At 70.0% G+C, this 24748-nt stretch carries 23 protein-coding genes and 1 other RNA gene; 13 read left to right on the forward strand and 11 right to left on the reverse strand.

Going from position 1 to position 24748, the window contains the following annotated elements; all coding sequences use genetic code 11:
- The first annotated feature begins 142 nt into the window (after positions 1–142).
- Positions 143–1075, forward strand: a complete 933-nt coding sequence (locus MF672_RS27905; protein WP_242375916.1) for a hypothetical protein — start codon at positions 143–145, stop codon at positions 1073–1075.
- A 33-nt stretch (positions 1076–1108) separates the two neighbouring features.
- Here MF672_RS27905 and MF672_RS27910 read toward each other — a convergent pair whose 3' ends face one another.
- Both MF672_RS27910 and MF672_RS27915 read right to left on the reverse strand, forming a co-directional pair.
- Positions 1109–2467 (reverse strand): IS256 family transposase, encoded by a 1359-nt coding sequence (locus MF672_RS27910; RefSeq protein ID WP_247815461.1) that lies wholly within the window; start codon positions 2465–2467, stop codon positions 1109–1111.
- Between the two features lie 224 nt (positions 2468–2691).
- Complete coding sequence (locus MF672_RS27915) at positions 2692–2979, reverse strand: hypothetical protein (RefSeq protein ID WP_242377843.1); 288 nt, start codon at positions 2977–2979, stop codon at positions 2692–2694.
- Between the two features lie 483 nt (positions 2980–3462).
- On the opposite strand from MF672_RS27915, the gene MF672_RS27920 reads away from it, so the two are divergent.
- The 3 genes from MF672_RS27920 (at position 3463) to MF672_RS27930 (ending at position 6232) form a co-directional block, all read left to right on the forward strand.
- Positions 3463–3807: a hypothetical protein gene (locus MF672_RS27920; protein WP_247815462.1), complete on the forward strand. Its 345-nt coding sequence runs from the start codon at positions 3463–3465 to the stop codon at positions 3805–3807.
- 127 nt (positions 3808–3934) lie between these two features.
- The gene (gene dapD, locus MF672_RS27925; protein WP_254723822.1) at positions 3935–5086 is read left to right on the forward strand and encodes a 2,3,4,5-tetrahydropyridine-2,6-dicarboxylate N-succinyltransferase; all 1152 of its coding nucleotides are present in this window, start codon (positions 3935–3937) and stop codon (positions 5084–5086) included.
- 534 nt (positions 5087–5620) lie between these two features.
- Positions 5621–6232 (forward strand): site-specific integrase, encoded by a 612-nt coding sequence (locus tag MF672_RS27930; protein WP_242377844.1) that lies wholly within the window; start codon positions 5621–5623, stop codon positions 6230–6232.
- 33 nt (positions 6233–6265) lie between these two features.
- Here MF672_RS27930 and rnpB read toward each other — a convergent pair.
- The 4 genes from rnpB to MF672_RS27950 form a co-directional block, all read right to left on the reverse strand.
- Positions 6266–6658, reverse strand: an RNA gene (rnpB, locus tag MF672_RS27935) — RNase P RNA component class A.
- A 187-nt stretch (positions 6659–6845) separates the two neighbouring features.
- Positions 6846–8117, reverse strand: a complete 1272-nt coding sequence (locus MF672_RS27940) for a bifunctional RNase H/acid phosphatase (RefSeq protein WP_242377845.1) — start codon at positions 8115–8117, stop codon at positions 6846–6848.
- Positions 8114–8854 carry a zinc ribbon domain-containing protein gene (locus MF672_RS27945; protein WP_242377846.1) on the reverse strand — a complete coding sequence of 247 codons (741 nt, stop codon included), beginning with the start codon at positions 8852–8854 and terminating at the stop codon, positions 8114–8116. The genes MF672_RS27940 and MF672_RS27945 overlap by 4 nt, the downstream gene beginning before the upstream one ends.
- Positions 8855–8856: 2 nt before the next feature.
- Positions 8857–9657 carry a Nif3-like dinuclear metal center hexameric protein gene (locus MF672_RS27950; RefSeq protein WP_242377857.1) on the reverse strand — a complete coding sequence of 267 codons (801 nt, stop codon included), beginning with the start codon at positions 9655–9657 and terminating at the stop codon, positions 8857–8859.
- 94 nt (positions 9658–9751) lie between these two features.
- On the opposite strand from MF672_RS27950, the gene MF672_RS27955 reads away from it, so the two are divergent.
- Complete coding sequence (locus tag MF672_RS27955; RefSeq protein ID WP_242377859.1) at positions 9752–11224, forward strand: flavin-containing monooxygenase; 1473 nt, start codon at positions 9752–9754, stop codon at positions 11222–11224.
- A gap of 9 nt (positions 11225–11233) precedes the next feature.
- Positions 11234–12265: a dipeptidase gene (locus tag MF672_RS27960; RefSeq protein WP_242377861.1), complete on the forward strand. Its 1032-nt coding sequence runs from the start codon at positions 11234–11236 to the stop codon at positions 12263–12265.
- Positions 12266–12276: 11 nt separating this feature from the next.
- Here MF672_RS27960 and MF672_RS27965 read toward each other — a convergent pair whose 3' ends face one another.
- Entirely contained in the window at positions 12277–12666 is a 390-nt protein-coding gene (locus tag MF672_RS27965; protein WP_242377864.1) for an SSI family serine proteinase inhibitor, read from the reverse strand.
- Positions 12667–12839: 173 nt separating this feature from the next.
- Here MF672_RS27965 and MF672_RS27970 point away from each other — a divergent pair, with 173 nt between their 5' ends.
- The 4 genes from MF672_RS27970 to MF672_RS27985 all read left to right on the forward strand — a co-directional run bounded on the left by MF672_RS27970 (position 12840) and on the right by MF672_RS27985 (position 17312).
- Positions 12840–13622: a GNAT family N-acetyltransferase gene (locus MF672_RS27970; RefSeq protein ID WP_242377866.1), complete on the forward strand. Its 783-nt coding sequence runs from the start codon at positions 12840–12842 to the stop codon at positions 13620–13622.
- Between the two features lie 66 nt (positions 13623–13688).
- A complete protein-coding gene (locus MF672_RS27975) occupies positions 13689–15116 on the forward strand; it encodes an Nramp family divalent metal transporter (RefSeq protein ID WP_242377867.1) in 1428 nt (475 codons plus the stop codon).
- A gap of 55 nt (positions 15117–15171) precedes the next feature.
- Complete coding sequence (locus MF672_RS27980; RefSeq protein WP_242377868.1) at positions 15172–16170, forward strand: helix-turn-helix transcriptional regulator; 999 nt, start codon at positions 15172–15174, stop codon at positions 16168–16170.
- Positions 16167–17312: a C45 family autoproteolytic acyltransferase/hydrolase gene (locus tag MF672_RS27985; RefSeq protein ID WP_242377869.1), complete on the forward strand. Its 1146-nt coding sequence runs from the start codon at positions 16167–16169 to the stop codon at positions 17310–17312. Before MF672_RS27980 ends, MF672_RS27985 begins: the two co-directional genes overlap by 4 nt.
- On the opposite strand, the gene MF672_RS27990 is transcribed toward MF672_RS27985, so the two are convergent.
- Genes MF672_RS27990 through MF672_RS28000 form a run of 3 tightly spaced genes read right to left on the reverse strand, consistent with a single transcriptional unit; the run spans position 17246 to position 21012 of the window.
- Positions 17246–18793, reverse strand: a complete 1548-nt coding sequence (locus MF672_RS27990; RefSeq protein ID WP_242377870.1) for an AMP-binding protein — start codon at positions 18791–18793, stop codon at positions 17246–17248. The genes MF672_RS27985 and MF672_RS27990 overlap by 67 nt on opposite strands.
- On the reverse strand, positions 18794–19849 hold the full coding sequence (locus MF672_RS27995; protein WP_242377871.1) for an acyl-CoA dehydrogenase family protein: 1056 nt from the start codon (positions 19847–19849) through the stop codon (positions 18794–18796). It lies immediately after the preceding gene.
- Entirely contained in the window at positions 19846–21012 is a 1167-nt protein-coding gene (locus MF672_RS28000) for an acyl-CoA dehydrogenase family protein (protein WP_242377872.1), read from the reverse strand. Before MF672_RS28000 ends, MF672_RS27995 begins: the two co-directional genes overlap by 4 nt.
- A gap of 265 nt (positions 21013–21277) precedes the next feature.
- On the opposite strand from MF672_RS28000, the gene MF672_RS28005 reads away from it, so the two are divergent.
- The 3 genes from MF672_RS28005 to MF672_RS51495 all read left to right on the forward strand — a co-directional run bounded on the left by MF672_RS28005 (position 21278) and on the right by MF672_RS51495 (position 24020).
- Positions 21278–21877 (forward strand): TetR/AcrR family transcriptional regulator, encoded by a 600-nt coding sequence (locus tag MF672_RS28005; RefSeq protein WP_242377873.1) that lies wholly within the window; start codon positions 21278–21280, stop codon positions 21875–21877.
- A 65-nt stretch (positions 21878–21942) separates the two neighbouring features.
- Complete coding sequence (locus tag MF672_RS28010; protein WP_242377875.1) at positions 21943–22920, forward strand: AurF N-oxygenase family protein; 978 nt, start codon at positions 21943–21945, stop codon at positions 22918–22920.
- Positions 22917–24020: an SDR family NAD(P)-dependent oxidoreductase gene (locus MF672_RS51495; protein WP_302893269.1), complete on the forward strand. Its 1104-nt coding sequence runs from the start codon at positions 22917–22919 to the stop codon at positions 24018–24020. Before MF672_RS28010 ends, MF672_RS51495 begins: the two co-directional genes overlap by 4 nt.
- Here the strand turns inward: MF672_RS51495 and MF672_RS28020 are convergent.
- Positions 23974–24741, reverse strand: a complete 768-nt coding sequence (locus tag MF672_RS28020) for a class I SAM-dependent methyltransferase (RefSeq protein WP_242377878.1) — start codon at positions 24739–24741, stop codon at positions 23974–23976. The genes MF672_RS51495 and MF672_RS28020 overlap by 47 nt on opposite strands.
- Between the last annotated feature and the right edge of the window lie 7 nt (positions 24742–24748).

Raw genomic sequence — 24748 nt, forward strand, 5'->3', positions numbered from 1 at the left:
GGCGCCTTGGGGACGTACAGAAACGCCGGCCACCCGCGGATGCCGCTGCCCCGAGCTCCGCCGGCACTGCTGACGTCCCATGACCGGTTCCATGATCGGCTGTACGCTGCCAGCACGGCCGGACCGGAAGGGAGGCGGCAGCATGACTGCGGATCTTGAATCAACGGCGCGCGAGGCCGCGAAGAGGCTGCGGAACTGGCGGGAGAGCGGTAGGGAGGCCGACACGCGCGGCGTCGCGTATGTCGGAGAGGGAGTTCTGCGATGTGCGCTGTGCGGCACGACGCTGGTTGTAGCCCAGGAGGACAAGGGCTGGTATGCCGCGAGCTTCTCCTATTCCTGCGCCGACCCCGGCTGTGGTCAAGGCGCCCTCCCAGTGGCCGAAGTGGATCGTGAGCTGGAGGAGTTCACCCGGCGACGCCTGAAGGAGCCCGCGGTCGTCGCCGCATGGCGGGCCACCCGCCTGGCAAAGCTGGATGAGCAGATCGCCGACGCCCGCCTTATTCTCCCGTGGTGCTGGGATCAACGGCGACGCAGACAACTGAGCCGTAGGCTGGCACCCAGCGAATGGCTGTTCACCCCATCCACGTGCATGAGCGGATCCAGGTATCACCTGTACTTCTTCGGAGCCGAGCTGACGGATCTCATCGTGGAGCGGGCCAGAACGGTCGCGGAGCCGCAGCGGGGCCGCTCCGTCGGAGAGTTGGCGCAAGCGCAGAGGGAGTGGGCCTATCTGTGGCTCGACCTCCGTCGGCTGAAACGACGGCAGGTGCGTCGCATGCTCGGACGCCGGGCTCTGCAGGAGATCGACGACGATTGGGAGCAGCGGCAGACCCGGCTGTGGGACCTGCTGAAGGAGACTGACTGGCAGTACTCGGGTCCGGCACGGCAGCCTTTGGATGACAGGGCCATGGACCAGGAATGGTCACAGTCTCCTGGTGCCATGGCGCGACAGCGACAGTCTCTGCTGGCCTACGCACTCGGCGACAACCAGCTTGTGCTGTCCGCGACCGCGGCTGCCGGATCCCGTGTCCGGGTCGTTCCTGCGGTCAGCGGTGGCGTCTTCGGAGCGGTGTAAATAGCTCGATGAGGTAGGTGCCGTGGGTGGATCTTAGGCGGCCTCGGTGGCGGGTGCCAAGGCTGGGTCGCTGGTCGGGTGGAGCTGGGCGGGCGGGTGGAGTAGGGCTCGGCGGAGGTCTTGCAGGATGCGCAGGCCGGTGCTGGTCATGGTGAAGCCGCGCCAGCCCCGGGCGGCTCGGTCGAGTACGGCCCAGACGAGGGAGACGCAGCTGGTCTCGCCGGGGAAGCGGCCGATGATTTTGACGCGGCGGCGGGTCTCGCCGAAGGTGCGCTCGATGAAGTTGGAGTGCCGCACGCGCTTGTGGTGCTCGAGTGGGAAGCGCAGGTAGGTGGTGAGGCTCTGGCGGTCGGTGAGCAGGCACTTGATCGCTGCCGGATACCGGCCGGCCCAGGTCTCGGCGAAGGCGTCGATGCGCCGCTGCACCCAGTCCACGAGCTGCTGGCCGGGCTTGACGTTCTCACCGGCCTCGGTGAGGTCGAAGATCTGCCAGTAGGCGGCCTTGACCTCGGCCTGGTCGCCGGCGCTGACCTTGGCGAGCACGTTGCGGGCGCGATGAACGAGACACCGCTGGCGCAGCGAGGGTGTGAGGACCTGCTCGGCGGCGCTGATCAGACCGGGCGCGCCGTCGGAGACGATCAGCAGTGGTGGGTGCAGGCCGCGGGCGGTCAGGTCGGTGAGGAAGTCGTGCCAGGCGTCGGTGGATTCGGATCCGGCGGCGGCCAGGTCGACGAAGACGGGCTTGCCTTCGGTGGTGATGCCCCAGGCGGCCAGGATCGGCTCGGCCCGCTGCCCGTCGTGCATCTTGAAGTGTGAGGCGTCCAGGAACAGATAGTCCAGCTCGATGCCGGTCAGGTCGCGCCGGCACCAGGCGTCGTACTCGGCCACGATGGCCTGGCAGATGGTCAAGACCGTGGACTTGGACAGCGCGGCCTTGGGGCCGAGCGCGTCGGCCAGTGCGCCTTCGACATCGCGCGTCGACAGGCCGCGCACGAAGGAGGCGATGACCAGGGTTTCCAGCGCGTGGGTGCGGGTGACGCCGGTGCCGAACAGGCGGGAGGCGAACTTCTCGGTGGTGCCGCGCAGCTTCGGGCGGGCGATGGTGATCGGCCCGCTGGTGGTCTTGACCGTGGTCGGGCAGTGCCCGTTGCGATACCCGGGCCGTACCGTGCTCTCCTCGGCGCTGGTGCCATCAGCGGTGACGGCGGTGGCGCGCTGGTAGCGGGCGCGGCCGAGGAAGGCGTCGACCTCGGCTTCCACGGCGGTCTGGATGATCAGGCGGGCGCCGAGCCGGGCGACGTCCTCGATCACCTCGACCAGGTCACGACCTTCGGTGAACAGCGCGTCGATCTCGGCGCGGATGGCTCGGATGGGCGGTAGTGTGCGTGCCACGAGCGTAGGTCCTTGCGTAGTGCGAACTTTGGTCGGTTCAGCACGGCAACCTACGCTCGTTCACATTTACACCGCATCTCGGACGCGACCCGGTCAGCTGACCGCGCCCACAGGAACCCGCTCATCTCGTCGTTGTTCGTCAGCTCGCCCCTTCGCCAGTACGGCTCTCGCCTCCGGCGTCCCAATCTCGGAGGTCTCCAGGTGGCTCGGCCACGAGTCGACGGTCACCTCGTCCCGGAAGCTTCTGCCAGGGCCAGAGAAGCGCTCGACAGGGCGTTCGGATCATCACCGGAGGTGCCCTGATCTTGGAGAGTGCCCGTTCCCTCCCAGGTCAGAGAGGGAATGGGTGACGAGTCGGCCTGTAGGCCGAGTTCTGTTTTACGCGACTCGATGACCTTGGGTTTGTCTCCGACAGTAGCTCTGAGCTGCGGAATTGCCTTCCAGCAGTTATCGGCGTCTTTTGCTGTCTTTTGTGTTCCGGCGGAACAGAGACGGAACAAGATCTGCTTCAAGGTTCGCGCGATGGGACTCGAACTAGGAGCTTGCGGGACTGGTCAGTACATGACAGTTCAGCTGCGAGGTCAGGCAGGTCAGGGACATTCAGTCTCGTCCAGGCTGGTTCTGCGCATGCGGCTCTCGGCCTGGCTCTCTCGCAAGCCTTCAGCCAATCACGAATCAGCTGCTGCCGTGTAGATCTCTGGCCGACTTCTTCGATGCGAAGCATTCGAGTCGAGAACCAGATCTTGGATTTCGGCTGGTCATCCATTGGATCATGCGCATCGTAGTGCACGGTTGGGTCGCCACGGGCGCCCTCAGTGTCAGTCAGTTTGTCACTTGTCGCATAGAGGACGTGGTGTCCGAGACCGCAGATCGTCAGACAATTTGTTGATCACTCGGCTCGTCAGCAAGTCATGATCTATATCTAGATCCCACCGAAGGTCCCGGGTTCGAGCGTCAAGCTATGCATTGGTGTGAGATGCGACTACTTTCTGTCTATGGGTTTGGTCGAGGCCGCTGCGTGGGGCTTAGCTGGCGGGTTGGCGGCTGGGCTGATCTCCCTGATGGCCGCCATCACTGCAGCTGGATTCAGGTGGCCCTGGCGAGATAAGCCTGAGGAAGTTTGGCCGCGAATTTTTGTTTTGGGTGCGGGCTTGATACTAGGAGCATTGGTAGCTGCTGCCGCTCGCGAACAGATGAATGGCGCTTGGCCCGCATTTATCATGGGCGTCGGAGCCCCATCTATGGTACGGGGAATGCTTTCACGCGTCGAAGTAGCCGAGCGCAAGTCAAAATCATCCGATGAAGATGAGGCCGATAATGCGAATCAGAGTATCGAGTGACAGTTTCCTCGGTCGTCTAGTGATCGCCACAAGGTCAGAAAGAGCCTTGTTGCGAGTTACTGTTTCACCCTGGTGGGCTCGTGTATTGATGGCAGGTGGGGCCAAGAGAGTCTTTACGTCCGATTCGATGGATGCTGTCTTCACTCCAGAACAGGCAACACCGGAAAGCCAACTGAAGGATGAGGTTATTCCCCAGCAAGAAGTTAACGTGGTCGGTGCTACCGCAGTTGGTCTTGCGACTCTATCTGAAGATGACACCGTTTTGGATGCATGGTTCCCGACCCTAGCGTTGATAGAAAATAGTGCACGCGCAACGACAGTGCGATTGAGGAGCGCCGAGGCCGGCACTCTAGCGCCCGCGATACGAAGAGATCCGCGTCGTGGCGTCGAGGTTATCGCGGTACGAACGACTATCGCCAATCTTCATGATCCGCCAATCGACACGTACGATGCTTTTCTAAGACTACATCTACTTAGCCATCGCTTAGTAAAACCGCATGGCCTCAATCTTGATGGAATTTTTGGGCTGCTCTCAAACGTGGCCTGGACATCTATTGGTCCGACACCAGTGAAGCAACTCCAAGATGCACAGTTAGCTGTCCGTGCAGAAGGGGGACATTTGACCATTCATGGAGTTGATAAGTTTCCAAGGATGACGGATTACGTATCACCATCCGGTGTACGTATTGCGGATGCGTCGCGAGTACGCCTAGGCGCATACTTGGCCCCTGGCACAACCGTGATGCATGAAGGCTTCGTAAATTTCAACGCGGGCACTCTTGGCAGCTCGATGGTCGAGGGCCGTATCGCCTCAGGCGTTGTGGTTGGCGATGGTTCGGACATTGGAGGCGGTGCCTCGATTATGGGTTCAGTCCCTGGTGGCAGTGGTATCTCAATTGGTGAGCGTTGTTTGTTAGGTGCAAATAGCGGTATTGGTATTTCGCTGGGTGATGACTGCGTAGTTCAGGCAGGACTCTATGTTACGGCCAGCACTAGGGTTACTCTTGAGAATGGGGATGTTGTACGGGCCAGTGAGCTGTCGGGGCGCCCTGGGTTGCTTTTTCTCCGCAATTCAGTTACAGGAACAGTCGAAGCCATTTCACGCTCTGGGCCTCCATCCGCCTTCGGAAAGGAGCCTGTGGACAGTGGCGGCCCGCCAGGATCCATCGACGAACCACCTGAGGATCATGACGAGATGGTAAGAAGGGCTGCTGCCCGACGGGAAGCTAGATCGCGACGGACACCTCGAATACCCCACCATACAAAGTCAAAAGCGTAATGCCTTGGCCTGCCCGTCTGCCGTCGTCCCACCCGAAGAGGTAGCGGGACAGCCGCGGGGCTGCCCGGCCGCGCGCTCGGCGCCAGGACCGTGATGGAGCGGAGGCGGCCCCGCGGCTGATCTGCTAGGGCTTGCCCTGGGACGACGGCAGACGGGCAGGCTTCCACCGCAATCCAACCGACATGGAACGATCTTGGGCTGCCCGGAGCCGGAGCGCCCCCGCCGGAGGCAGGTTGCAGTAAGGCCGGCGCTGCGACCACGTGCGCTTGCGCTGACGAGCTCGGCCCTGTGACTGGAGCTGTGCGCTTCCCGACTTTCGCGGCCCTGTCCTCGTCCGCGCCTGCCGACCGGCGTGTTGCGGGACGGCACGGGAGCCCAAGTGGACGTGCCCGGCCCGCGCCGAGTCGGCGGCGCGTGCGGCCCGCTCAGGGCCGCTTTAAGGATGTACAGAAAGTTCTCACAGAGTCGGGCCACCGCTGGGCACCTCCAGCTAACCCCTGTTCGCGTGTTCCTCTCCCGCGCATAGAGGTGCGGGTGGTTGAGCCGTTGCCTGTTGAGGCCGTTCTGGCGCTTGCTGATGCGATCACTCCTCGGTATCAGCTCGCCGTATGGCTCGGCTTCGGGCTGGGTCTCCGACTGGGTGAAGCCCTCGGGCTGACGACGGTGAAGGTTGATGCAGAAGCCAAGCGCGTCTATGTCCACCGCCAGGCGCAGAATGGCGAACTGGTCGAACTCAAGACCAAGGCGTCACGCCGTACTCTGCCCGTCGATGACCTGATTCTCGCGAAGATCGATGAGCATCAGAAGAACTACGCGGTCGCTCCTCAGGGTGTCCTGATCACGAATCGCTGCGGTCGCATTGCTCAGCGCAAGTCGTTCAACGAATGCTGGCGGGAAGCTGTCGAGAAAGCCGGATTACCCAAGGGCACTCGCTTTCATGATCTGAGGCACTTCTACGCCGCAGGACTGATCAGGGCCAATCTCAATACCAAGGTGATCCAAGCCCGGCTCAGCCACGCCACCATCGCGGAGACGATGGACACCTACGGCCACCTCTTCCCGGACCAAGATGACCTTGGACGCGGCGCGATTGACGCTCTCCTCCTCCCCAGCATCACGGAACAGGGACGGAACAGGCAATCTTGAAAGGTGCTCCGCCCCTGGTCAAAGGGGCGGAGCGTGACGAGTCGGCCTGTAGGCCGGGTTCTGTCCTTCGTGAGAAGGGGCGACCATCCATCTAGGGCCGTCGTTGCCGGCGGCCTCGAGCGGTCTACCCGCGCGGCTCGGGCGGGCAGCCCTCGAACGTCGCGCGCGGGACGCTCCGGAGAGCGTCCCTTCTTGACCTTGCTCCGGGTGGGGTTTACCGAGCCGCCCACGTCACCGTGGGCGCTGGTGGTCTCTTACACCACCGTTTCACCCTTACCTCCCGGCGTGCCGGGAGGCGGTCTGCTTTCTGTGGCACTGTCCCGCGGGTCACCCCGGGTCGGTGTTACCGACCACCCTGCCCTGTGGAGCCCGGACCTTCCTCGGCGGGCCCCGTGGGGGGCCCGACGCGGTCGCCCGGCCGACTCGTCCGGCCAAGATTACCAGCCGCAAGCCGTTCTCAACTCAGCCGCAAGATCGAAGCGGTCGAATGGGCACGTCATCGCCTGAGGGGGGCGATGCGCAGGCGGCCGTGCCGGGGCTCTGGCGGACCCCGGCACGGCCAACGGGCAGCCGTCCGTCGGCACACCCGTCGGCACACCCGTCGGCATGCCTGTCAGCGCAGCAGGTGCGCGGTGTCGTTGAAGGACTTCACGACGGCGGGGCCGTCCGCGTAGTACTCGATCAGGGACAGGCACGCCAGATCGAGGTGCATGCGGTACAGGGACTCCAGCGGCGCCATGAGCGCCAGGCGCAGCAGCATCTTGATGGGGGTGACGTGGGAGACCGCGAGCACGGTCTTGCCCTCGTACCGCTCCACCAGGCGCTCCCCCGCCGCCCGCACGCGGTGCGCGGCGGCGGCGAAGCTCTCGCCGCCGGGCGGGGCGGCCTCCGGGTCGGCCAGCCACGCGCTCAGCTCGGCCGGCCAGCGGCGCTGGACCTCGGTGAACGTGTGCCCCTCCCACGCGCCGAAGTCGGCCTCCCTGAGGTCGTCGTCCACCTCCACGTCCAGGCCGGTGCGTTCGGCGACGGCGGCGGCCGTGCGGCGGGCGCGCGCGAGCGGGGAGGAGACGATCACGTCGAGCCGGTACGGCTCCCGCGACAGGCGGGCGGCGGCCGCGGCGGCCTGGGCCAGGCCGTTGGCGGTGAGCTCGGCGTCGCCGAGGCCGGAGAAGCGGCGCTCCAGGGAGAGCGCGGTCTCGCCGTGGCGGAGCAGGAGCAGGGACGTGGCCACGCGGGTGGGGGGACGCCAGCCGGTGCCCACGTCGGTGCGCCGGCCCGGGGACGCGGTGCGTTGCTGGGCGGCGGCGACGGAGGCGGTGGGGGCCGAGAGGTCGCCTGTCGTGGTGGTGGCGCCGCCGCTGAGGTCGGCGACGTCCAGGAGGTCGGTCTGTTCCGGTGACGCGGACGCCAGGACGGCCGGGGAGGAGGTGGACCCGGAGGCGGGGGTGGTGGTCGCTGTCCACTCCAGGCCCTTGGCGGCGGCGTCCATGGCCTCGTTGGCCAGGCGGTCGGCGTGCTGGTTGCGTTCGCGCGGGATCCATGTCCACTCGGTCACGCGCAGCCGCCGCACCAGCCCCCCGGCCTCGGACGCGAGCGGCCGCAGCCCTTCGTGCTTGACCTTCCAGCGCCCGGCCATCTGCTCGATGACGAGCTTGGAGTCCATCCTGACCGCGACGGCCGCGCCTTCGCCGCCCACCCGCAGCACGGCCCGCAGCCCGGCGATGAGGCCGCGGTACTCGGCCACGTTGTTGGTGGTGACGCCGATCGCCTCGGCCGCCTCGGCGAGCACCTCGCCGCTGGCCGCGTCCTTGACGACCGCGCCGTAGCCGGCCGGGCCAGGGTTGCCGCGCGAGCCGCCGTCGGCCTCGATGACGTACCGCGTCACAGGCCCGACTCTGCGGTGCGGACGAGGATCCGCCGGCACTCCTCGCACCGCAGCACCTCGTCGTGGGGGGCGGCCTTGATGGAGTTCATCTCGGCGATGGACAGGGCCACCTTGCAGCCCTGGCAGCGGCCGTGGCGCAGCATGGCGGCGCCCACGCCGTACTGCTCCCTGAGCTTCTCGTAGAGCTTGAGCAGGTCGGCGGGGATCTCGCCGGCGACGCCGGTGCGGCGGCCCTGGACGTCGGCCGCCTCCTTGTCGATCTCCTTGAGCGAGGCGTCGCGGCGGCTCTCGGCGGCCGACACCGCGGCGGCGGCCTCGTCGCGCCGGGCGGTCAGGTCGCGCACCTTGCTGTCGGCGGCCTCCCGCCGCTCCATGATCTCCAGGACGATCTCCTCCAGGTCGCCCTGCCGCTTGTGCAGCGAGGCGATCTCGGACTGGAGGCCGGCCAGGTCGCGGGGCGAGGTCACGGCGCCGGAGTCGAGGCGCTTCTGGTCGCGCTCGGCGCGGGTGCGCACGGCGTCGACGTCGCTCTCGGCCTTGGCCTGCTCGCGGGCGAGGTCGCCGGCCTCGGTCTCGGCCTCGATGACCTGGGTGGCGAGCCTGGCGTACTGCTTGGAGCGCTCGTCGATCTCGGCGAGCTCGGGCAGGGTGCGGCGGCGGTGGGCCAGCCGGTCGGCCACGGAGTCGAGCTCTGCCAGGTCGAGCAGTCTCTTCTGGGCCTCAGGGGCTGCTTTCATGATCAATATCCTCTTGTCCAAGCATCGGTGACCGTGGCGGAGACACGCGTTTCAACGGTAACGCCACTGGCGTGCAGGATGGACGCCGCGCTGTCGAGCCAGGGCCACTCGGTCGCCCAGTGCGCGGCGTCGATCAGCGCGGGCCCGCCCGACTCGGTGAACTCGCTCGACGGATGATGCCGCAGGTCGGCGGTGAGGAACACGTCGACCCCGGCCTCCGCGGCGGCGCCGAGGAGCGAGTCGCCGGCGCCCCCGCTGACCGCTACCCTGCGGACCTCGCGGGCCAGGTCGCCCGCCACCCTGATGCCGCCCGCCGTGCGGGGCAGCCCCGCGGCCGCCCGCGCCGCGAACTCGCCGAGCGTCGCCGGCTCCGGCAGCTCGCCGATGCGGCCGAGCCCGCGCCACGGGTCGTCGGGGAAGGGCCGCAGGGGCACCAGGTCGCCGGTCAGGCCGACGGCCCGCGCGAGGGCGTCGGAGACGCCGGGGTTGGCCACGTCGGCGTTGGTGTGGGCGGTGTAGAGGGCGACGCCGTTCCTGATCAGGCTGTGGACCAGCCGGCCCTTGGGGGTGGTGGCGGCGACGCTCGTGGTGCCGCGCAGGTAGAGGGGGTGGTGGACGACGATCAGGTCGGCGCCCCACTCCAGCGCCTCCTCGGCCACGGCCGCGACGGGGTCGACGGCGAGCAGCACCCGCCGCACCTCCTGGGCGGGGTCGCCGCAGACCAGCCCCACCGCGTCCCACGACTCGGCCCGGGCGGGCGGGTAGGCCGCCTCGAGCACTCCGATCACGTCCGTCAACGTCACAGCAGCCACCTGCGAAGACTATCGGGGTCCTGGAGGGTCGCGGTGGAACGGCGTCCGGCGTAATGTAAGTGGACACTGACTGGCGGAGGGTGGCATGGCACCAAAGGTCGCGATCATCGGAGCGGGCTTCGGCGGACTGTGCATGGCGATCCGGCTGGAACGGGCCGGCATCCGCTCGTACACCGTGTTCGAGAAGGCGGACGACCTCGGCGGGACCTGGCGCGACAACAGTTATCCGGGGGCGGGCTGCGACATCCCGTCGCACCTGTACTCCTACTCGTTCGAGAAGTACGCGAGCTGGACCCGTCGCTATCCCGGACAACCGGAAATTCTCGGCTACTTATCCCATTGCGCCGATAAATACGACGTCAGGCGAAAAATCAGGTTCGGCACCGAAGTCCGCCGCGCCGCCTTCGACGGCCGTCACTGGCGGCTCACCACGACCCACGGCGAAGAGGGCGAGCAGACGGAGCCGACGGAGGCGACCGAGTCCTTCGACATGATGGTGGTGAGCGTGGGCCAGCTCAACCGCCCCCACCTCCCCGAGATCCCCGGAATGTCCGACTTCGCGGGCACATCGTTCCACTCCGCCCGCTGGAACCACGACCACGACCTCACCGGCAGGCAGGTCGCGGTGATCGGCACCGGCTCGTCGGCGGCCCAGCTCATCCCGCCGGTCGCCGCGCAGGCCGGCCGGCTGCACGTCTTCCAGCGCACCCCCAACTGGGTGATCCCCAAGCCGGACGCCGCGTTCGGCCCCCTGACGCGGCTCGCCCTCCACTACGTCCCCGGCCTCCAGCGCGCCTACCGCGAGGCGGTCTACCGGTACGGCGAGGCCACCCTCTACCCCGCCCTCGCCCAGGGCTGGAGTGCCGGCCTGCTGCGCAAGCAGGCCCTCCGTCACCTGCGCGAGCAGGTGCCCGACCCCGTGCTGCGCGCCAAGCTCACCCCCGACTACCCGATCGGCTGCAAGCGGGTGGTCATCGACAGCCGCTTCTACCCGGCGCTGACCAGGGACAACGTGGACGTGATCACGGACAAGATCGTCCGGATCACGCCGCGCGGCGTCGAGACCACCGAGGGGCTGCGCGAGGTCGACACGATCGTCTACGCGACCGGGTTCAGGAGCACCGAGTTCCTGGCGCCGATGGAGGTGACCGGCCGGGGCGGCCGGTCGCTGAGCGAGCGCTGGGCGCGCGGCGCGGAGGCGTACCTCGGCATCTCGGTGCCGGAGTTCCCCAACATGTTCCTGCTGTACGGGCCCAACACCAACCTCGGCCACAACTCGATCATCTTCATGCTCGAGTGCCAGGTGAACCACATCATGGCCTGCCTGCCGCGAGTGGCCGGGCAGGGCCCGATCGAGGTGCGCCCCGAGGTGATGGCGGCCTGGACCCGCCGGCTCGACGCGGCCATGGACCGCATGGTCTGGGGCAGCGGCTGCCAGAGCTGGTACAAGACGGCCGAGGGCCGCGTCACCAACAACTGGCCCGGGCCCACGCCCCTCTACCGCAGGCTCACGGCCAGGCCGCCGGGCGACGCCTACCGGCCGAGCCCGGCAGGGTAACGTCCCAGCATGACTCACTCTCCCCTGCACCGGCGCGCCGTCGTCGCCGACGCGCACAACGACCTGCTCATGGCCGTCTCCGCCCGTCCGCCCGAGCAGTGGGCGGCGTTCTTCCGCGAGCGCTGGCTGCCGCAGCTCACCGAGGGCGGGGTCGGCCTGCAGATCCTGCCGGTCTTCATCGACGACCAGTACCTCCCCGAGGGCGCGTTGCGGCAGACGTTGCGGATGATCGAGTGCGCGCACGTGATCGCGGAGGGGAACGCCGACCGGGTCGCGCTGTGCCGCGACGCGGCCGAGATCGACGCGGCGCTGGAGTCGGGCAGGATCGCGCTGGTGCTGGCGATGGAGAGCATGCCGGGCCTGGACGCGAGCGTCGAGCTGATCGCGACCGTGCACCGGCTGGGCGTGCGGGTGGCGTCCATCGCCCACTTCGGCCGGACGCCGCTGGCCGACGGCAGCGGCGAGGACGCCACCGGCAGCGGCCTGACCTCGCACGGCGTCGCCGCCCTGGCGGAGATGGAGCGGCTCGGCATCGTCTTCGACGTCTCCCACCTCGGCGCCTCGGGCGTCGCGCACGTGCTGGAGCTGGCGACCAAGCCGGTCATCGCGACCCACTCCTCGGCCCGCGCGCTGCGCGACCACCACCGCAACCTGACCGACGAGCAGCTGCGCGGCGTGGCCGCGACCGGGGGCGTGGTGTGCGTCAACTTCTTCGCCCCCTTCCTCGCCGACTCGCCGGCCGGTTACACGCTCGACCGCCTGCTCGACCACATCGAGCACGTGGCCGAGGTCGCCGGCGTCGACCACGTGGGCCTCGGCCCCGACTTCATCAAGGAGGTCTTCGACGACCTGACCCCGCCGTTCTGCGAGGGCGAGCAGACGCGCGGCCTCGACCCGAAGGCCGCGGTGCCCGGCCTGGAGGGGCCGGCCGGCCTGCCGTCGGTGACCGAGGGGCTGCTCGCCCGCGGGGTGCCGGAGAAGGACGTCCTGAAGATCGTCGGCGGGAACGTGCACCGCCTGCTCGGCGAGCTGCTGGCCTGACCGGCCAGGGGTCAGACGACCGGGCCGAGGGTGCGGTCCATGACGCACTTGTTGGGGAACTCGCGGTGGTAGCCGATCTCCCTGCCGCGCCAGCGGCCCACGATGTCGACGTCGACGGGGCTGTACTGCTTGGTGCACGCGCCCGGGTCGACGTCGAGGTCCTCGACCACGCCGTTCACCGCGCGCAGCGCGTAGCAGGCGTGCCCGGGGCGCGGATGGCCGCCGTCGTCGGGATCGCAGGACAGGAAGTACCGGTAGGCCCCGCCGCCGTGCACCGGGGTCACGGTGATGACCAGGTCCGCGCCCGCGCGGGCGGCCGCCGCGGCCGGGGGCGCGGCGAGCGGCCCGGCGGTGAGCAGAGCGGCGGTGAGCGAAGCCGGGGCGGCGAGCACGTGCTTCATGGGGAGACCTCCCTGGTCACTGGCGTCCCGTCCGGGACGGCGCATCACATGACTACAGCCAGTGACGTGGTGATGACCACTGGTGGACGGGCGAGCACGTAGTGATCGCAGGGACACAGGAAGCTGTCCGGGCTGGTGATGGGAGACCGGCGTGACATGCGTTAATGGGGAGCATGACACGCCAGAGCGAGGAGGCGGCGGCCAAGGCCGGCGTCACCGTGAGGGAGCTGTCCGCGATCCACGAGTTCCAGGAGGCCGGCCGGCTCTTCGACGACATCTGGCACCCCGACCCGAGCAACGTGCCCGTCCCCCTGGAGCTCATGGCCGGCTTCGCGCACGCCGGCGGCTACGTGGCCGGCGCCTTCGACGACGGCGGGCGGCTCGTGGGGGCCTCCGTGGGTTTCCTGGCGGCGGAGCGCACGCTGCACTCGCACGTCACGGGCACGACGCCGGGCCGCGGCATCGGCTACGCGCTGAAGCTGCACCAGCGCGACTGGTGCAGGGAGCGCGGGCTGGAGCGCGTCACCTGGACGTTCGACCCGCTGGTGCGCCGCAACGCCCGCTTCAACCTGGTCAAGCTGGGCGCCCGCCCCGGCGAGTACCTGGAGGACTTCTACGGCACGATGGCCGACGCGATCAACGAGGGCGACGCCTCCGACCGCCTGCTCGCCGTCTGGCCGGTCGACCCGGACGAGCCGCTGGCCGCCCTCGCCGGGGCGGAGTCGCTGCCCGTGCTCCTGGCCGGCGAGGGCGACCGCCCGCTGGTGCGGGGGACGGCGGGCGAGGTGGTGCTCGTGGCGACGCCGCCGGACATCGAGCAGCTGCGGCGCGCCGACCCGGCGGCGGCCAGGGAGTGGCGCGCGGCGGTCCGCACCGTGCTCGGCGGGCTGATGGGCGCGGGCGGCGAGGTCATCGGCTTCACCGATCGGGGCGAGTACGCGGTGGCCGTCAACTGACGCCTTCACCGGCGTTCCGGGTCTTTGTAATGTAACGGTGAGGTAAGCCGAAACAAGGAGATCCGCATGGCGGAGTTCACCCCCACCGTTCCTGCGCGAGTCCTGCCCCCCGTCACCGTCCGCGACCTGCCCGAGCCACCCCGGTCCACCTGGCGCATCATCGGCCCGGGCCTGGTCGGCGCGGGCGTGGGCCTGGCCTCGGGCGAGTTCATCCTCTGGCCGTACATCGCCTCCCAGGTCGGCCTGGTCTTCGTCTGGGGCGCGGCGATCGGCATCATCACGCAGTGGTTCCTCAACATGGAGATCGAGCGCTACACCCTGGCCACCGGCGAGACCGCGCTGACCGGTTTCAGCCGCATGTGGCGGCACTGGGGGCTCGTCTTCGTCCTCATGACGCTCTGCTCGAACCTGTGGCCGGGATGGGTGACCAGCTCCGCCACCATGGTCACGTACCTGGTCGGGTCGGGCAAGGACAGCATCAGGTGGATCGCGATCGGCATGCTGCTGGTGATCGCGCTCGGCCTGACCCTGGCGCCGGTGATCTACACCCTGCTGGAACGGGTGATCTTCGTGAAGATCGCCCTGGTCGTGACGCTGATCGTGGTCGCGATCCTGTTCGCCATCACCGCCGACAGCTGGGTCGAGCTGGGCAGGGGCATGACCGTCGACGCCCGGTTCCCGGCGCCGGAGCTGGAGTTCGCGGTGCTCATGGGCGCCATCGCGTACGCGGGCGCGGGCGGCGGCCAGAACCTGTGCCAGAGCAACTGGATCCGCGACAAGGGCTTCGGCATGGGCCTGTACGTCCCGCGCCTGGTCAGCCCGGTCACCGGGCACGAGGAGGCGGCCCCCACGACCGGCTTCCAGTTCGCCCCGACCCGCGACAACTTGGTGCGCTGGCGGCAGTGGTGGCGCTTCGCCAACGTCGAGCAGGCGTGGACGTTCGCCCTGGTGTCGTTCGTGACGATCGCGCTGATGTCGATGCTGGCGTACTCGACGGTCTTCGGCCGCGAGGGGCTGGCCAACAGCATCGGCTTCCTCCAGGTGGAGGGCCGGGCGCTGCAGGAGAGCGTCGGGACGTGGTTCGGCGTGCTGTTCTGGCTGATCGGCGCGCTCGCGCTGTTCGCCTCGGCCATGGGCATCGTCGACTACACCTCGCGCCTGGCCGCCGACACGATCAAGACCGTCTACCTGCGCGACCGGCCGGTGTCGGTCAACCGCGTCTACTTCCTGACCGTGTGGGCGCTGGCGCTGGTCGGGATCGCGATCCTGCTGCTGGGCTTCGACCAGCCGCTGATCCTGCTGGTGTTCTCGGCGAGCTTCGCGGCCGTGATGATGTTCGTGTACTCGATCCTGCTGATCGTGCTCAACCGGCGGGCGCTGCCGAAGGAGATCCAGGTGCGGTCGTACCGGCTGGGCGCGCTGATCTGGTCGGTGGCGTTCTTCGGCACGCTGACCGTGCTGACGGTGATCCAGCAGGCGCAGAAACTCTTCTGAGGAACACCGTACAACGCGGAAAGGTCCTTGCCGCGGGAGCGGGCAGACTGGGGGCATGCTGGAAACCTCCGCCCGCCTGCTCAAGCTGCTCTCGCTCCTCCAGGCGCATCGCGAGTGGTCCGGCCCCGAGCTGGCCTCCTGGCTCGGGGTCTCGACCAGGACCATCCGCAACGACGTCGAACGGCTGCGCGCGCTCGGCTACCCGGTGCACGCCCAACCGGGCGTGGCCGGCGGCTACCGGCTGGGGGCGGGGGCCGCGCTGCCGCCGCTCCTGCTGGACGACGAGGAGGCGGTGGCGGTCGCCGTCGGGCTCGGCCGGGCGGCGGGCGGCGGCGTGGAGGGCATCGAGGAGACGTCGGTGCGCGCGCTGGCCAAGCTGGAGCAGGTGCTGCCGTCCCGGCTGCGGCACCGGGTGCAGGCGCTGAACGCCTACACCGTGCAGGTCCCCGGCAACGCGCCGTCCGTGCCGCCCGAGGTGCTGACCACGATCGTGAACGCGGCCCGCGACCGCGAGCGCCTCCGCTTCGACTACACCGCCCACGAGGGCGGCTCCACGGTCCGCGACGTCGAGCCGCACCGGCTGGTGCACCGGCGGGGCCGCTGGTACCTGGTGGGCTACGACGTCGAGCGGCGCGACTGGCGCACCTTCCGGGTCGACCGGGTGCGGCCGCGCACCCCCGGCGGGCCCCGCTTCGCCCCGCGGGAGCTGCCTGCGGACGGCGACGTGGCGGCGTACGTGGAGCGGGGCGTCAGCACCGCCATGTGGCGGCACGTGGCGACGGTGCTGGTGCACGCCCCCGCCGACCGCATGACCAGGCTGTCGGCGATCGGCCTGGAGGTGGAGCCGCGCGACGGGGCGAGCTGCCTGCTCAGGGTCGGCGGCGACGACGTGGACGGCATCGCGGTGTGGCTCGGCTTCCTCGGCGCCGACTTCGAGGTGCTCGACCCGCCGGAGCTGGCCGAGGCCGTGCTGCGGCTGTCGGAGCGTTACCGGCGGGCGGTCAGCGGCCGGTCAGGGCCCGGTCAGCGGGCGGGCGCAGCCTTGGAGGCATGAAGAACCTGACACGCGTCGCGGGCGGCAAGGACGACTTCCAGCTCGTTCACCATCTCACCCTGTCCGGCGGCCAGTTCGAGATCGGCCGGGCGCTGGCGGAGGAGGCCCGCCGGCTCGGCTGGTCGCCGTACCCGGTGGACCCGGTGGTGGGCCGGGCCCGCCGCACCTGGTTCGAGCGGCACTGGCCGCAGCAGCACGCCCGCATGGACGGCGCCGCGGCGGCCCTCGGCCTCGACCCCGAGCAGGACGAGCTGGCCCTCGACGGCCTCGCCTACGTGCCGGGCCTGTCCGGCGTGCCCGAGGGCACCGGCTGCTCGGCGCTGTGGATCCCGCCGTCGGCCGCCGCCGACGGCCACGGCCGGATCGGCCGCAACTACGACTTCTTCCCCACGACCACGAGCGAGATCATGGGCGGTTCGCCGCGCCCCGGCGAGCTGCCGATGGCCTCCCGCCCGTACGTGATCACGACCCTCCCGGACGAGGGCCCGGCCACGACCGTGATCACGATGAACGAGCTGGACGGCTGCATGGACGGCGTCAACGCGGCGGGCCTGGCCGTCATGCTGCTGGTCGCCGACTTCGAGAGCGCCGCCCCGCCGGAGAGCACCGCGCCCCAGGTCGGGGTGTCGAGCGTGCAGCTCCCCCGGTTCCTGCTGGAGACCTGCGAGAACACCGACCAGGCCAAGCAGGCGCTGCTCGGCGCCAAGCAGTACGACCACGGCATGCCGCTGCACTACCTGGTGGCCGACGCCAACGGGCGGGCGTTCGTGTGGGAGCGGGGCCGCGACGGCGGCGAGCACATCGTCGAGTTCGGCGACGGCCCGCTGTGCGTCACGAACCACCTGCTGCACCGCAACCCGGACCCGATGCACCTGCCGCCCGACGGCCCCGGCTCCTTCCGCACCTACCACCGCCTGCGCACGCTGTACGAGCGCAGCAAGGGCGCCACCATGTCCGGCGAGGACCTGCGGGCGGCCCTTCGCGAGGTCGCCCAGCCGGAGGACCCGGCGGCGCCGTTCCGCACCCTGTGGAGCACGGTGTTCGACACCGCCGAGCGCACCCTGTCCACCCGCTTCTACCTGGGTGACGGCCGGCCCTGCAGCGAGGAGCTGGTGTTCTCGCCGCCGGCGGCGGCGAGGTAGTCGGCGCGTACCTTGGAGCGGGACAGCTTGCCCGTGGGGGTGCGGGGAAGCCGCTCGCGGTACTCGACGAACTTCGGGTGCTTGAAGCGGGCGATGCGCGGACCGCAGTGCTCCAGCAGCTCCGCGGTCAGCTCGGGCCCCGGCTCGACGCCCTCGGCCGGCTGGACCAGCGCGACCACGTTGTGCCCCCACTCCTCGTCGGGCACCCCGATCACGGCCACGTCGGCCACGGCGGGGTGCTCCAGGAGCGCGGCCTCGATCTCGGCCGGGTAGATGTTCACCCCGCCGGAGACGATGAGGTCGGTGCGGCGGTCGCACAGGAACAGGTAGCCCTCCTCGTCGAAGTAGCCGATGTCGCCCGGCGCGTACCATTCGCCGCGCATGCTGGCGGCCGTCTTCGCCGGGTCCTTGCGGTACTCGAAGCGGCCGAGGGTGGACTTGACGTAGATCATGCCGGGTTGTCCCGGCGGCAGCTCCTCGCCCGTCTCGTCGAGGATCCTCGCCTCGAACGTGGGCGCGGGCCGGCCGACCGTGCCCGGCCTGGCCAGCCACTCCTGCGGCTTGACGGAGAAGGCGATCGTGGACTCGGTGGAGCCGTAGTACTCGTAGAGCACCGGGCCCCACCAGTCCATGATCTGCTGCTTGACGGCGACCGGGCAGGCCGCGGCCGTGTGGATGACCTGGCGCAGGCTGGAGACGTCGTACTTGGCGCGGACGTCCTCGGGGAGCTGCAGCATGCGGTGGAACATGGTGGGGACCATCATCGCGTTCGACACCCGGTAGCGCTGGACCAGCTCCAGGATGTTCTCCGGGTCGAACCTCGGGGTGATCACCACGGTGTGCCCGAAGTGCAGCGCGAACTGGGTGTGCGCGCAGGGCGCGGAGTGGTACATCGGCGAGGTGACCAGGTGCGTCTCGTCGCCCGGCTTGAGGTCCACGACCTCGCCGAAGAACCACGCGTACAGCGGCACGATGGCCTCCGGCTCGGCGCCCGGCAGCGGGCGCTGCACGCCCTTGGGGAAGCCGGTGGTGCCGGAGGTGTACCACATGACGGCCCCGCTGGTGCGGTCGGCGGGCGCGTCGGCGGGCTGCCCCTCGGCGAGCCCGGCCGTGCCGACCTCGGCGCCGGGCACGGGATCGTCCGGGCCGGTGACGACGACCTTGGCGTCGCAGTCGCGCAGGATGTACGCGATCTCGGCCTCGGTCAGGTGCCAGTTGATCGGCACGTAGTAGAGGCCGATCTGGCCGGTGGCCATCAGCATGACCACGGCGTCGAGGCCGTTGTGCAGGACGCCCGCCACCACGTCGCCGGTCTTCAGCCCGCGGGCGCGCAGGCCGTTGGAGACCTGGTTGACGCGGGTCAGCAGCTCGCCGTACGTGGTGCGGGCGCCGTCGGAGTCGATGACGGCCAGGCGGCCGGGGTGGGCGGCGGCGATGGCGTAGAAACCGGGGGTCTTCTCGAAGTCCAGCACAGCGTCCATCTACAGCTCCAAAAGCTCCGCGAGCCGGGCACGGTGGATGCGGGGCGGGCCGAGCAGCACCTCGTCGGCCTTGGCCCGCTTGTAGAACAGGTGCGCGTCGTGCTCCCAGGTGTAGCCGATGCCGCCGTGCAGCAGCAGGTGGTCGCGGGCCACCTCGAAGCAGGCGCGGCCGACGAACGCCTGGGCGAGCGCGGCGGCCTCGGGCAGCTCGTCGGGCGCCTCGTCGGCGGCCCAGGCGGCGTACCTGACGATGGACTCGGCCTGTTCGAGCTTGCCGTGCATGTCGGCGAGCTTGTGCTTGACGCCCTGGTAGGAGCCGATGAAGCGGCCGAAGGCGACGCGGATCTTGGCGTAGGCGACGATGGCGTCGAGCGCGGCGCGCATCACGCCGAGCTGCTCGGCGGCCAGCGCCACGCACACCCGCTCCGTGACGCCGCTCGCCGGGCGCGGCCCGAGCACCTTGCAGGGCGCGCCGTCGAGCGTCACCCTGGCCTGGCCGCGGGTGAGGTCGAGGGTGTCGAGCGCGGTCCTGGTGACGCCGGCGCCGGTCAGCTCGACGGCGATCACGACCTGCTCGCCGTCGCTGCTCGCGGGCGTGCTCGCGGGCGTGCTCGCGGGCGTGACGAGCACGTCCGCCTCCATGCCGCTGAGCACCTGCGGCAGCGTCCCGCTCGCGGACGCGCCGTCGCAGGAGATCTCGTCGTCGGCGGGCAGGCCCAGCGTGGCGGCCAGCCGGCCCTCGGCGATGCCGGACAGCAGCTCCTTGTCGGGCGTCGCGGCCAGGGCGATCGCGGCGAAGGCGGTGGCGAGGAACGGCCCGGGCAGCAGCGCCGCGCCGGTCTCCTCCAGCGCGACCGCCAGCTCGGCGAGGCCGGCGCCGGCGCCGCCGTACTCCTCGGGGACGATGAGGCCGGACAGGCCCAGCTCGCCGTTGAGGCGGGCGTAGACCTGCGGGTCGTAGCCCTGGCGGGCCTTGGGCAGCGGCGAGGCCGCGCGCAGGAAGGACCGGACGGACTCCTGCAGCTGCCGCTGCTCCTCGCTGAGTACGAGCTTCACGCCTGCGTCCCCACCTTCAGGTCCTTGAACGGCACGGTCTTGTCCACCCGCGGCTCCGGCGGCAGCCCGAGCACGCGCTCGCCCACGATGTTGCGCATGATCTCGTTGGTGCCGCCGCCGAGCGCCATGCCCGGCGCCATCGACACGGCCTGGGCGAGCGGGTGGTCGGCCAGCGCCGCCTCCGGCCCGACGAGCTGGGTGGCGAGGTCCGCCTGGAACAGCGTCAGCTCTGCCAGCAGCAGCTTGGCGCCGCTGCCCCGCGCGCCGGGGAAGATGCCGGCCTTGGTCTCCTGCGCCAGGCGCTGGTTGAACAGTGCCAGCGCGCGGTTGCGGATGTGCAGCTCGACGAGCTGGTCGCGGACCAGCGGGTCGCCGGTGTCGACGACCTTGCGCAGCGCCTCCAGCGAGGCCGGGTGGTCCTTCGAGCCGCCCATGCCGACGCCGGCCGAGATCGACAGCCGCTCGTGCAGCAGTGTCGTGACGGCGACGCTCCAGCCGTCGTTGACCTCGCCGACGCGGTGCTCGTCGGGGATGATCACGTTGTCGAAGAAGATCTCGTTGAAGTTGGCGCGGCCGGACATGTCCTTGAGCGGGCGGACGGTGACGCCGGGGTGGTGCATGTCCACCACGAACATGGTCAGGCCCTTGTGCTTGGGCACGTCCACGTCGGTGCGGGCCAGCAGCAGGCCCCAGTCGGCGTGGTGGGCGACCGACGTCCACACCTTCTGGCCGTTGACCACCCAGTGGTCGCCGTCGAGCTCGGCCCTGGTCTGGAGGCTGGCGACGTCGCTGCCCGCGCCGGGCTCGGAGAAGAGCTGGCACCAGATCTCCTCGCCGCGCAGCAGCGGGCGGACGAATCGCTCGCGCTGCGCGTCGCTGCCCCGGTCGACGAGGGTGGGGCCGGTCATGCCGAGACCGATCGAGAAGACGTAGGTGGGGAGGGTGAAGTCGCGGGCCTCGGCGGCGAAGGCGCGCTCCTCCGCCTGGGTCAGGCCCTGGCCGCCCCACTGCGCGGGCCAGGTGATGCCGGAGTACCCGGCGTCGTAGAGCTTGGCCATGAACTCCTTGGCCCTGGTGATGCCGTCCCCCTCGGGCGGCCCGTCGTCCGGGACGTTCTCCTCCAGCCAGGCCCTGGCGGCACGCCGATACTCAGCAAGGTTCACTTCGACTCCTCGGTATCAGTGCTCACTTACTCTAATCAGGCGGGCCCGGCACGCATAGAGCAATGCTCTGTCGCGCCCGGCCTCAACCGCCCCCCGGCCCGGGCGGAGTCCCCCGCGCGCGCTTCCTGTGGCAGAAGCGGTTCAGTGAGGGGTGACGGTGCAAAAGAGCGGGTAAGGGAAGGTTTCCGGCCCTGATCCACAACGGAAAGGGACCGGCAGATACCATGATCATGAAGATAGTCTGCTTTGAAGAGAGTTACCCGTTGTGACATCTGGTTTCAGCCGATTACGGCGTGAGGATCTCCTGAAGACCGCCTGCGAGGTCATCGCGGACCAGGGCTTCGGCCACACCAGGACCATCGACATCGCCCGCGCTGCGGGCGTCAGCCAGGCCCTGCTGTTCTACCACTTCGAGAACAAGGAACGGCTGTTCGCGCAGGCCTTCATGTACGCGGCCCGCCAGCACCTCACCACGCTGGAGGACATCGAGCAGTCGCCGGCGACCCCGGTCGATCGCCTGCGCACCCTGCTGCGGGTCTGCTCCCCCACGATGCAGCCCGAGGGCTGGCGGCTGTGGATCGACGCCTGGGCGGAGGCGATGCGCAACGCGGACCTGGAGGACATCTCGCGGCGGATCGACACCCACGGCCGCCTGCTGCTCCGCGCGATCATCGAGGACGGCTCCCAGACCGGCGACTTCACCTGCCCCGACCCCGACGGGGCCGCCTGGCGGATCTTCGCGCTCATCGACGGGCTGGCCATCCAGACGAACGTGCATCCCAAGGTGCTCTCCCGGAGGCGGATCAACGCGCTGATCCGCACGGCTGCGGCGAACGAGCTCGGCGTACCCCTCGAAAAGCTGTGAAATCGCCCCTTCCGGAGCTATTGGACACTTCGTACAATTACCTGGCGAGGAGAGGAGCGCACGCGATGACAACCGCACCGAGCTCTGTCACCGCCAGGGAACGCGACGAGCAGGTCGCCGGCCGCAGCGCGTACCGGGCGGTCATCGAACGCCTGTCGAAGGCGTCGGTCGACAAGCACTGGGAGCCGTACCGCGACATCCCGTGGGACGACCCCGACTTCCGCGTCGACCCGGCGGACCCGCGCTGGGAGCTGCCCGAGGTGGACAAGCTGGGCGGCCATCCCTGGTACCGCAGCCGGCCGGCGGAGACGCGCGCCGCCATCGGGCTGTGGCGGGTGGCCACCGCCATGAAGATCGGCCTGCAGTTCGAGAACCTGCTCAAGCGCGGCCTGCTCAACTACGCCTACCGGCTGCCGAACGGGTCGCCCGAGTTCCGCTACGTCTACCACGAGACCATCGAAGAGGGACATCACGGGATGATGTTCCAGGAGTTCGTGAACCGGACGGGGATGCCGATCCGGGGCATGCCGGGGCCGCTGTCGGTCGTCGCGCAGGTGGCGCCGTGGATCCCGCTGATCTCGACGGAGCTGTTCTTCGTGTTCGTGCTGGGCGGCGAGGACCCCATCGACCACGTGCAGCGCAAGGTGCTCAAGGACGGGCGGGCGCACCACCCGCTGGAAGAGACGATCATGCGCATCCACATCGCGGAGGAGGCCAGGCACATCTCCTTCGCCCGGCACTACCTGCGCAACCGCGTGCCGCGCATGCCCGCGTACCGGCGGTTCCTGCTCGGCGTCGCCGCGCCGCTCGTCCTCGGCGTGATGGCCCGCATCATGCTCGCGCCGCCCGGCGCCATGATCCGGCACTTCCGCATCCCGCCGAACGTCGTCGCCGACGTCTACCTGCGCAACGACGAGGCCAAGCGGGAGATCCGCGACTCGGTGGGCAAGACCCGCGAGCTCTGCGCCGAACTGGGGCTCATCGGCCCGCTCACGCGGCGGATCTGGCGGGCCATGGGCATCTGGGCGGAGCCGCGGGCGTGAGGACGGCGATCGTCACCGGGGGCGCGTCGGGGATCGGGCGGGCGCTGGCGGAGGCGCTGGCGGCGCGGGGCGTGGCCGTCACGGTCGCCGACCTGACCACCCCGCCCTCCGCACCCCCTTCCACCGGAGCGCCCCCGTCCTCCGAACCCAGCCCGGCCCCTCCCACCCGAACCGCCCCACCCACCGAACCCGCCCCCGCCCCTTCCACCGGAGCCACCCCGCCCGCCGGATCCTCCTCGGGCCCTCCCGTCGCCGGGACGACGGCGACCGTCGCGGGCCCGACGATCGGGTCGGCCTCCGCCTCCTTCGGCGGGTCCGGCCCCTCTGCCGGACCGGCCGCCTCCCCCAAGCCGGGCGAGGTGCGGTTCGCCCGGGTCGACGTCACCGACGCGGACGCGGTCGCCGCCCTGGTGGAACGGGTGACCGACGAGCACGGCCGCCTCGACTTCATGTTCAACAACGCCGGCATCGCCGTCGGCGGCACCGCGCAGGAGATGACCCGCGAGCACTGGGACCGGACGATCGACGTCAACCTGCGCGGCGTCGTGCACGGGGTGCTGGCGGCCTACCCGGTGATGGCGCGGCAGGGGTTCGGGCACATCGTCAACACCGCGTCGCTGGCGGGGCTGGTGCCCGCGCCGCTGATGCTGCCGTACACGGCCACCAAGCACGCCGTCGTGGGGCTGTCGCTGGCGTTGCGCGCCGAGGCGGCGGCGCACGGCGTGCGGGTCTGCGTGGTGTGCCCCGGTTTCGTGGACACGCCGCTGCTCGACAACGCCAACCCCGGCCTGCCCGCGACCCGGATCGGCGCGTCGGCCCGGCAGGTGATCGGCCGCGGCCCCGGCCGGCTCTACTCCGCCGAGGCCCTCGCCGAGGACGTGCTGCGCGGCGTCGCCCGGAACCGGGCGCTCATCGTGGCGCCCGCGTCGGGCCGGCTCGCCTGGCGGCTGGCCCGGTTGTGGCCGGGCGGGGCGGTACGGGCCGCGAGGGTGGCGTCCGGGCTCACGTCCGGGCTCGCCTCCGGGCTCGCGTCCGGGCTCGCGTCCGGGCTCGTCAGCGGACGGAGGGGCGCCTCGCGAGAAGCACCTCCGCCTGCCTGACGTACCGCCACTCGCCGGAGGGGTTCTCCGCGACCAGTTCCCTCCTGGCCTCCTCGACGAACGCCTCCAGCCGGTCGCCCAGGCGCGCCGGGCTGCTGAAGGAGTAGGAGAGCTGCAGGCCGAGCACGCCGTCGAGGTCGCGCGTCAGGACGCGTTCGTCGGTGTGCAGCGTGAGGTCCGCGAAAGGCGAATCCGCCAGGACGTCGTGGTGGTGCTCGCCGGTCGCCTGGTAGGAGCTGGACGCCGTCATCTCGCCCAGGCCGAACCGGTCGCGGACCCGCCGCATCGCCGGCTCCCACGGCTCCTCGGGCGGCCGGCGGCCCGGCCCGACCAGCGCGACCACGCCGCCCGGCGGCAGCAGCCGGTCCAGCTCGCCGAGCACCGCGCGCCGGTCCATCCAGTGGAACGACCTGCCCATCACCACGTGGTCGAACGGCGGCAGGTCACGCAGTGTCGTGGAGTCGCCGGGCAGCCAGCGGACGTTCGGCAGGTGCGCCGCCAGGCGCCTGCCCTCCGCCGGCATGTCCGGGTCGGGGTCGACGGCCAGGACCTCGCGGACGCGCGGGGCCAGCGGGATCGCCACCGTTCCCGGGCCGCAGCCCAGGTCGAGCACCGTGCCGTCCGGGCCGAAGGCGGCGGCCAGTCGCTCGATGGCCACGTCGCCGTGGTCCGCCCGGTATCGGGCGTAGTAGGGCGCCGCGCCGCCGAACCGGGTCTCCATGGGTGGG

Source organism: Actinomadura luzonensis, from assembly GCF_022664455.2.
In the GTDB taxonomy this organism is placed as follows: domain Bacteria; phylum Actinomycetota; class Actinomycetes; order Streptosporangiales; family Streptosporangiaceae; genus Nonomuraea; species Nonomuraea luzonensis.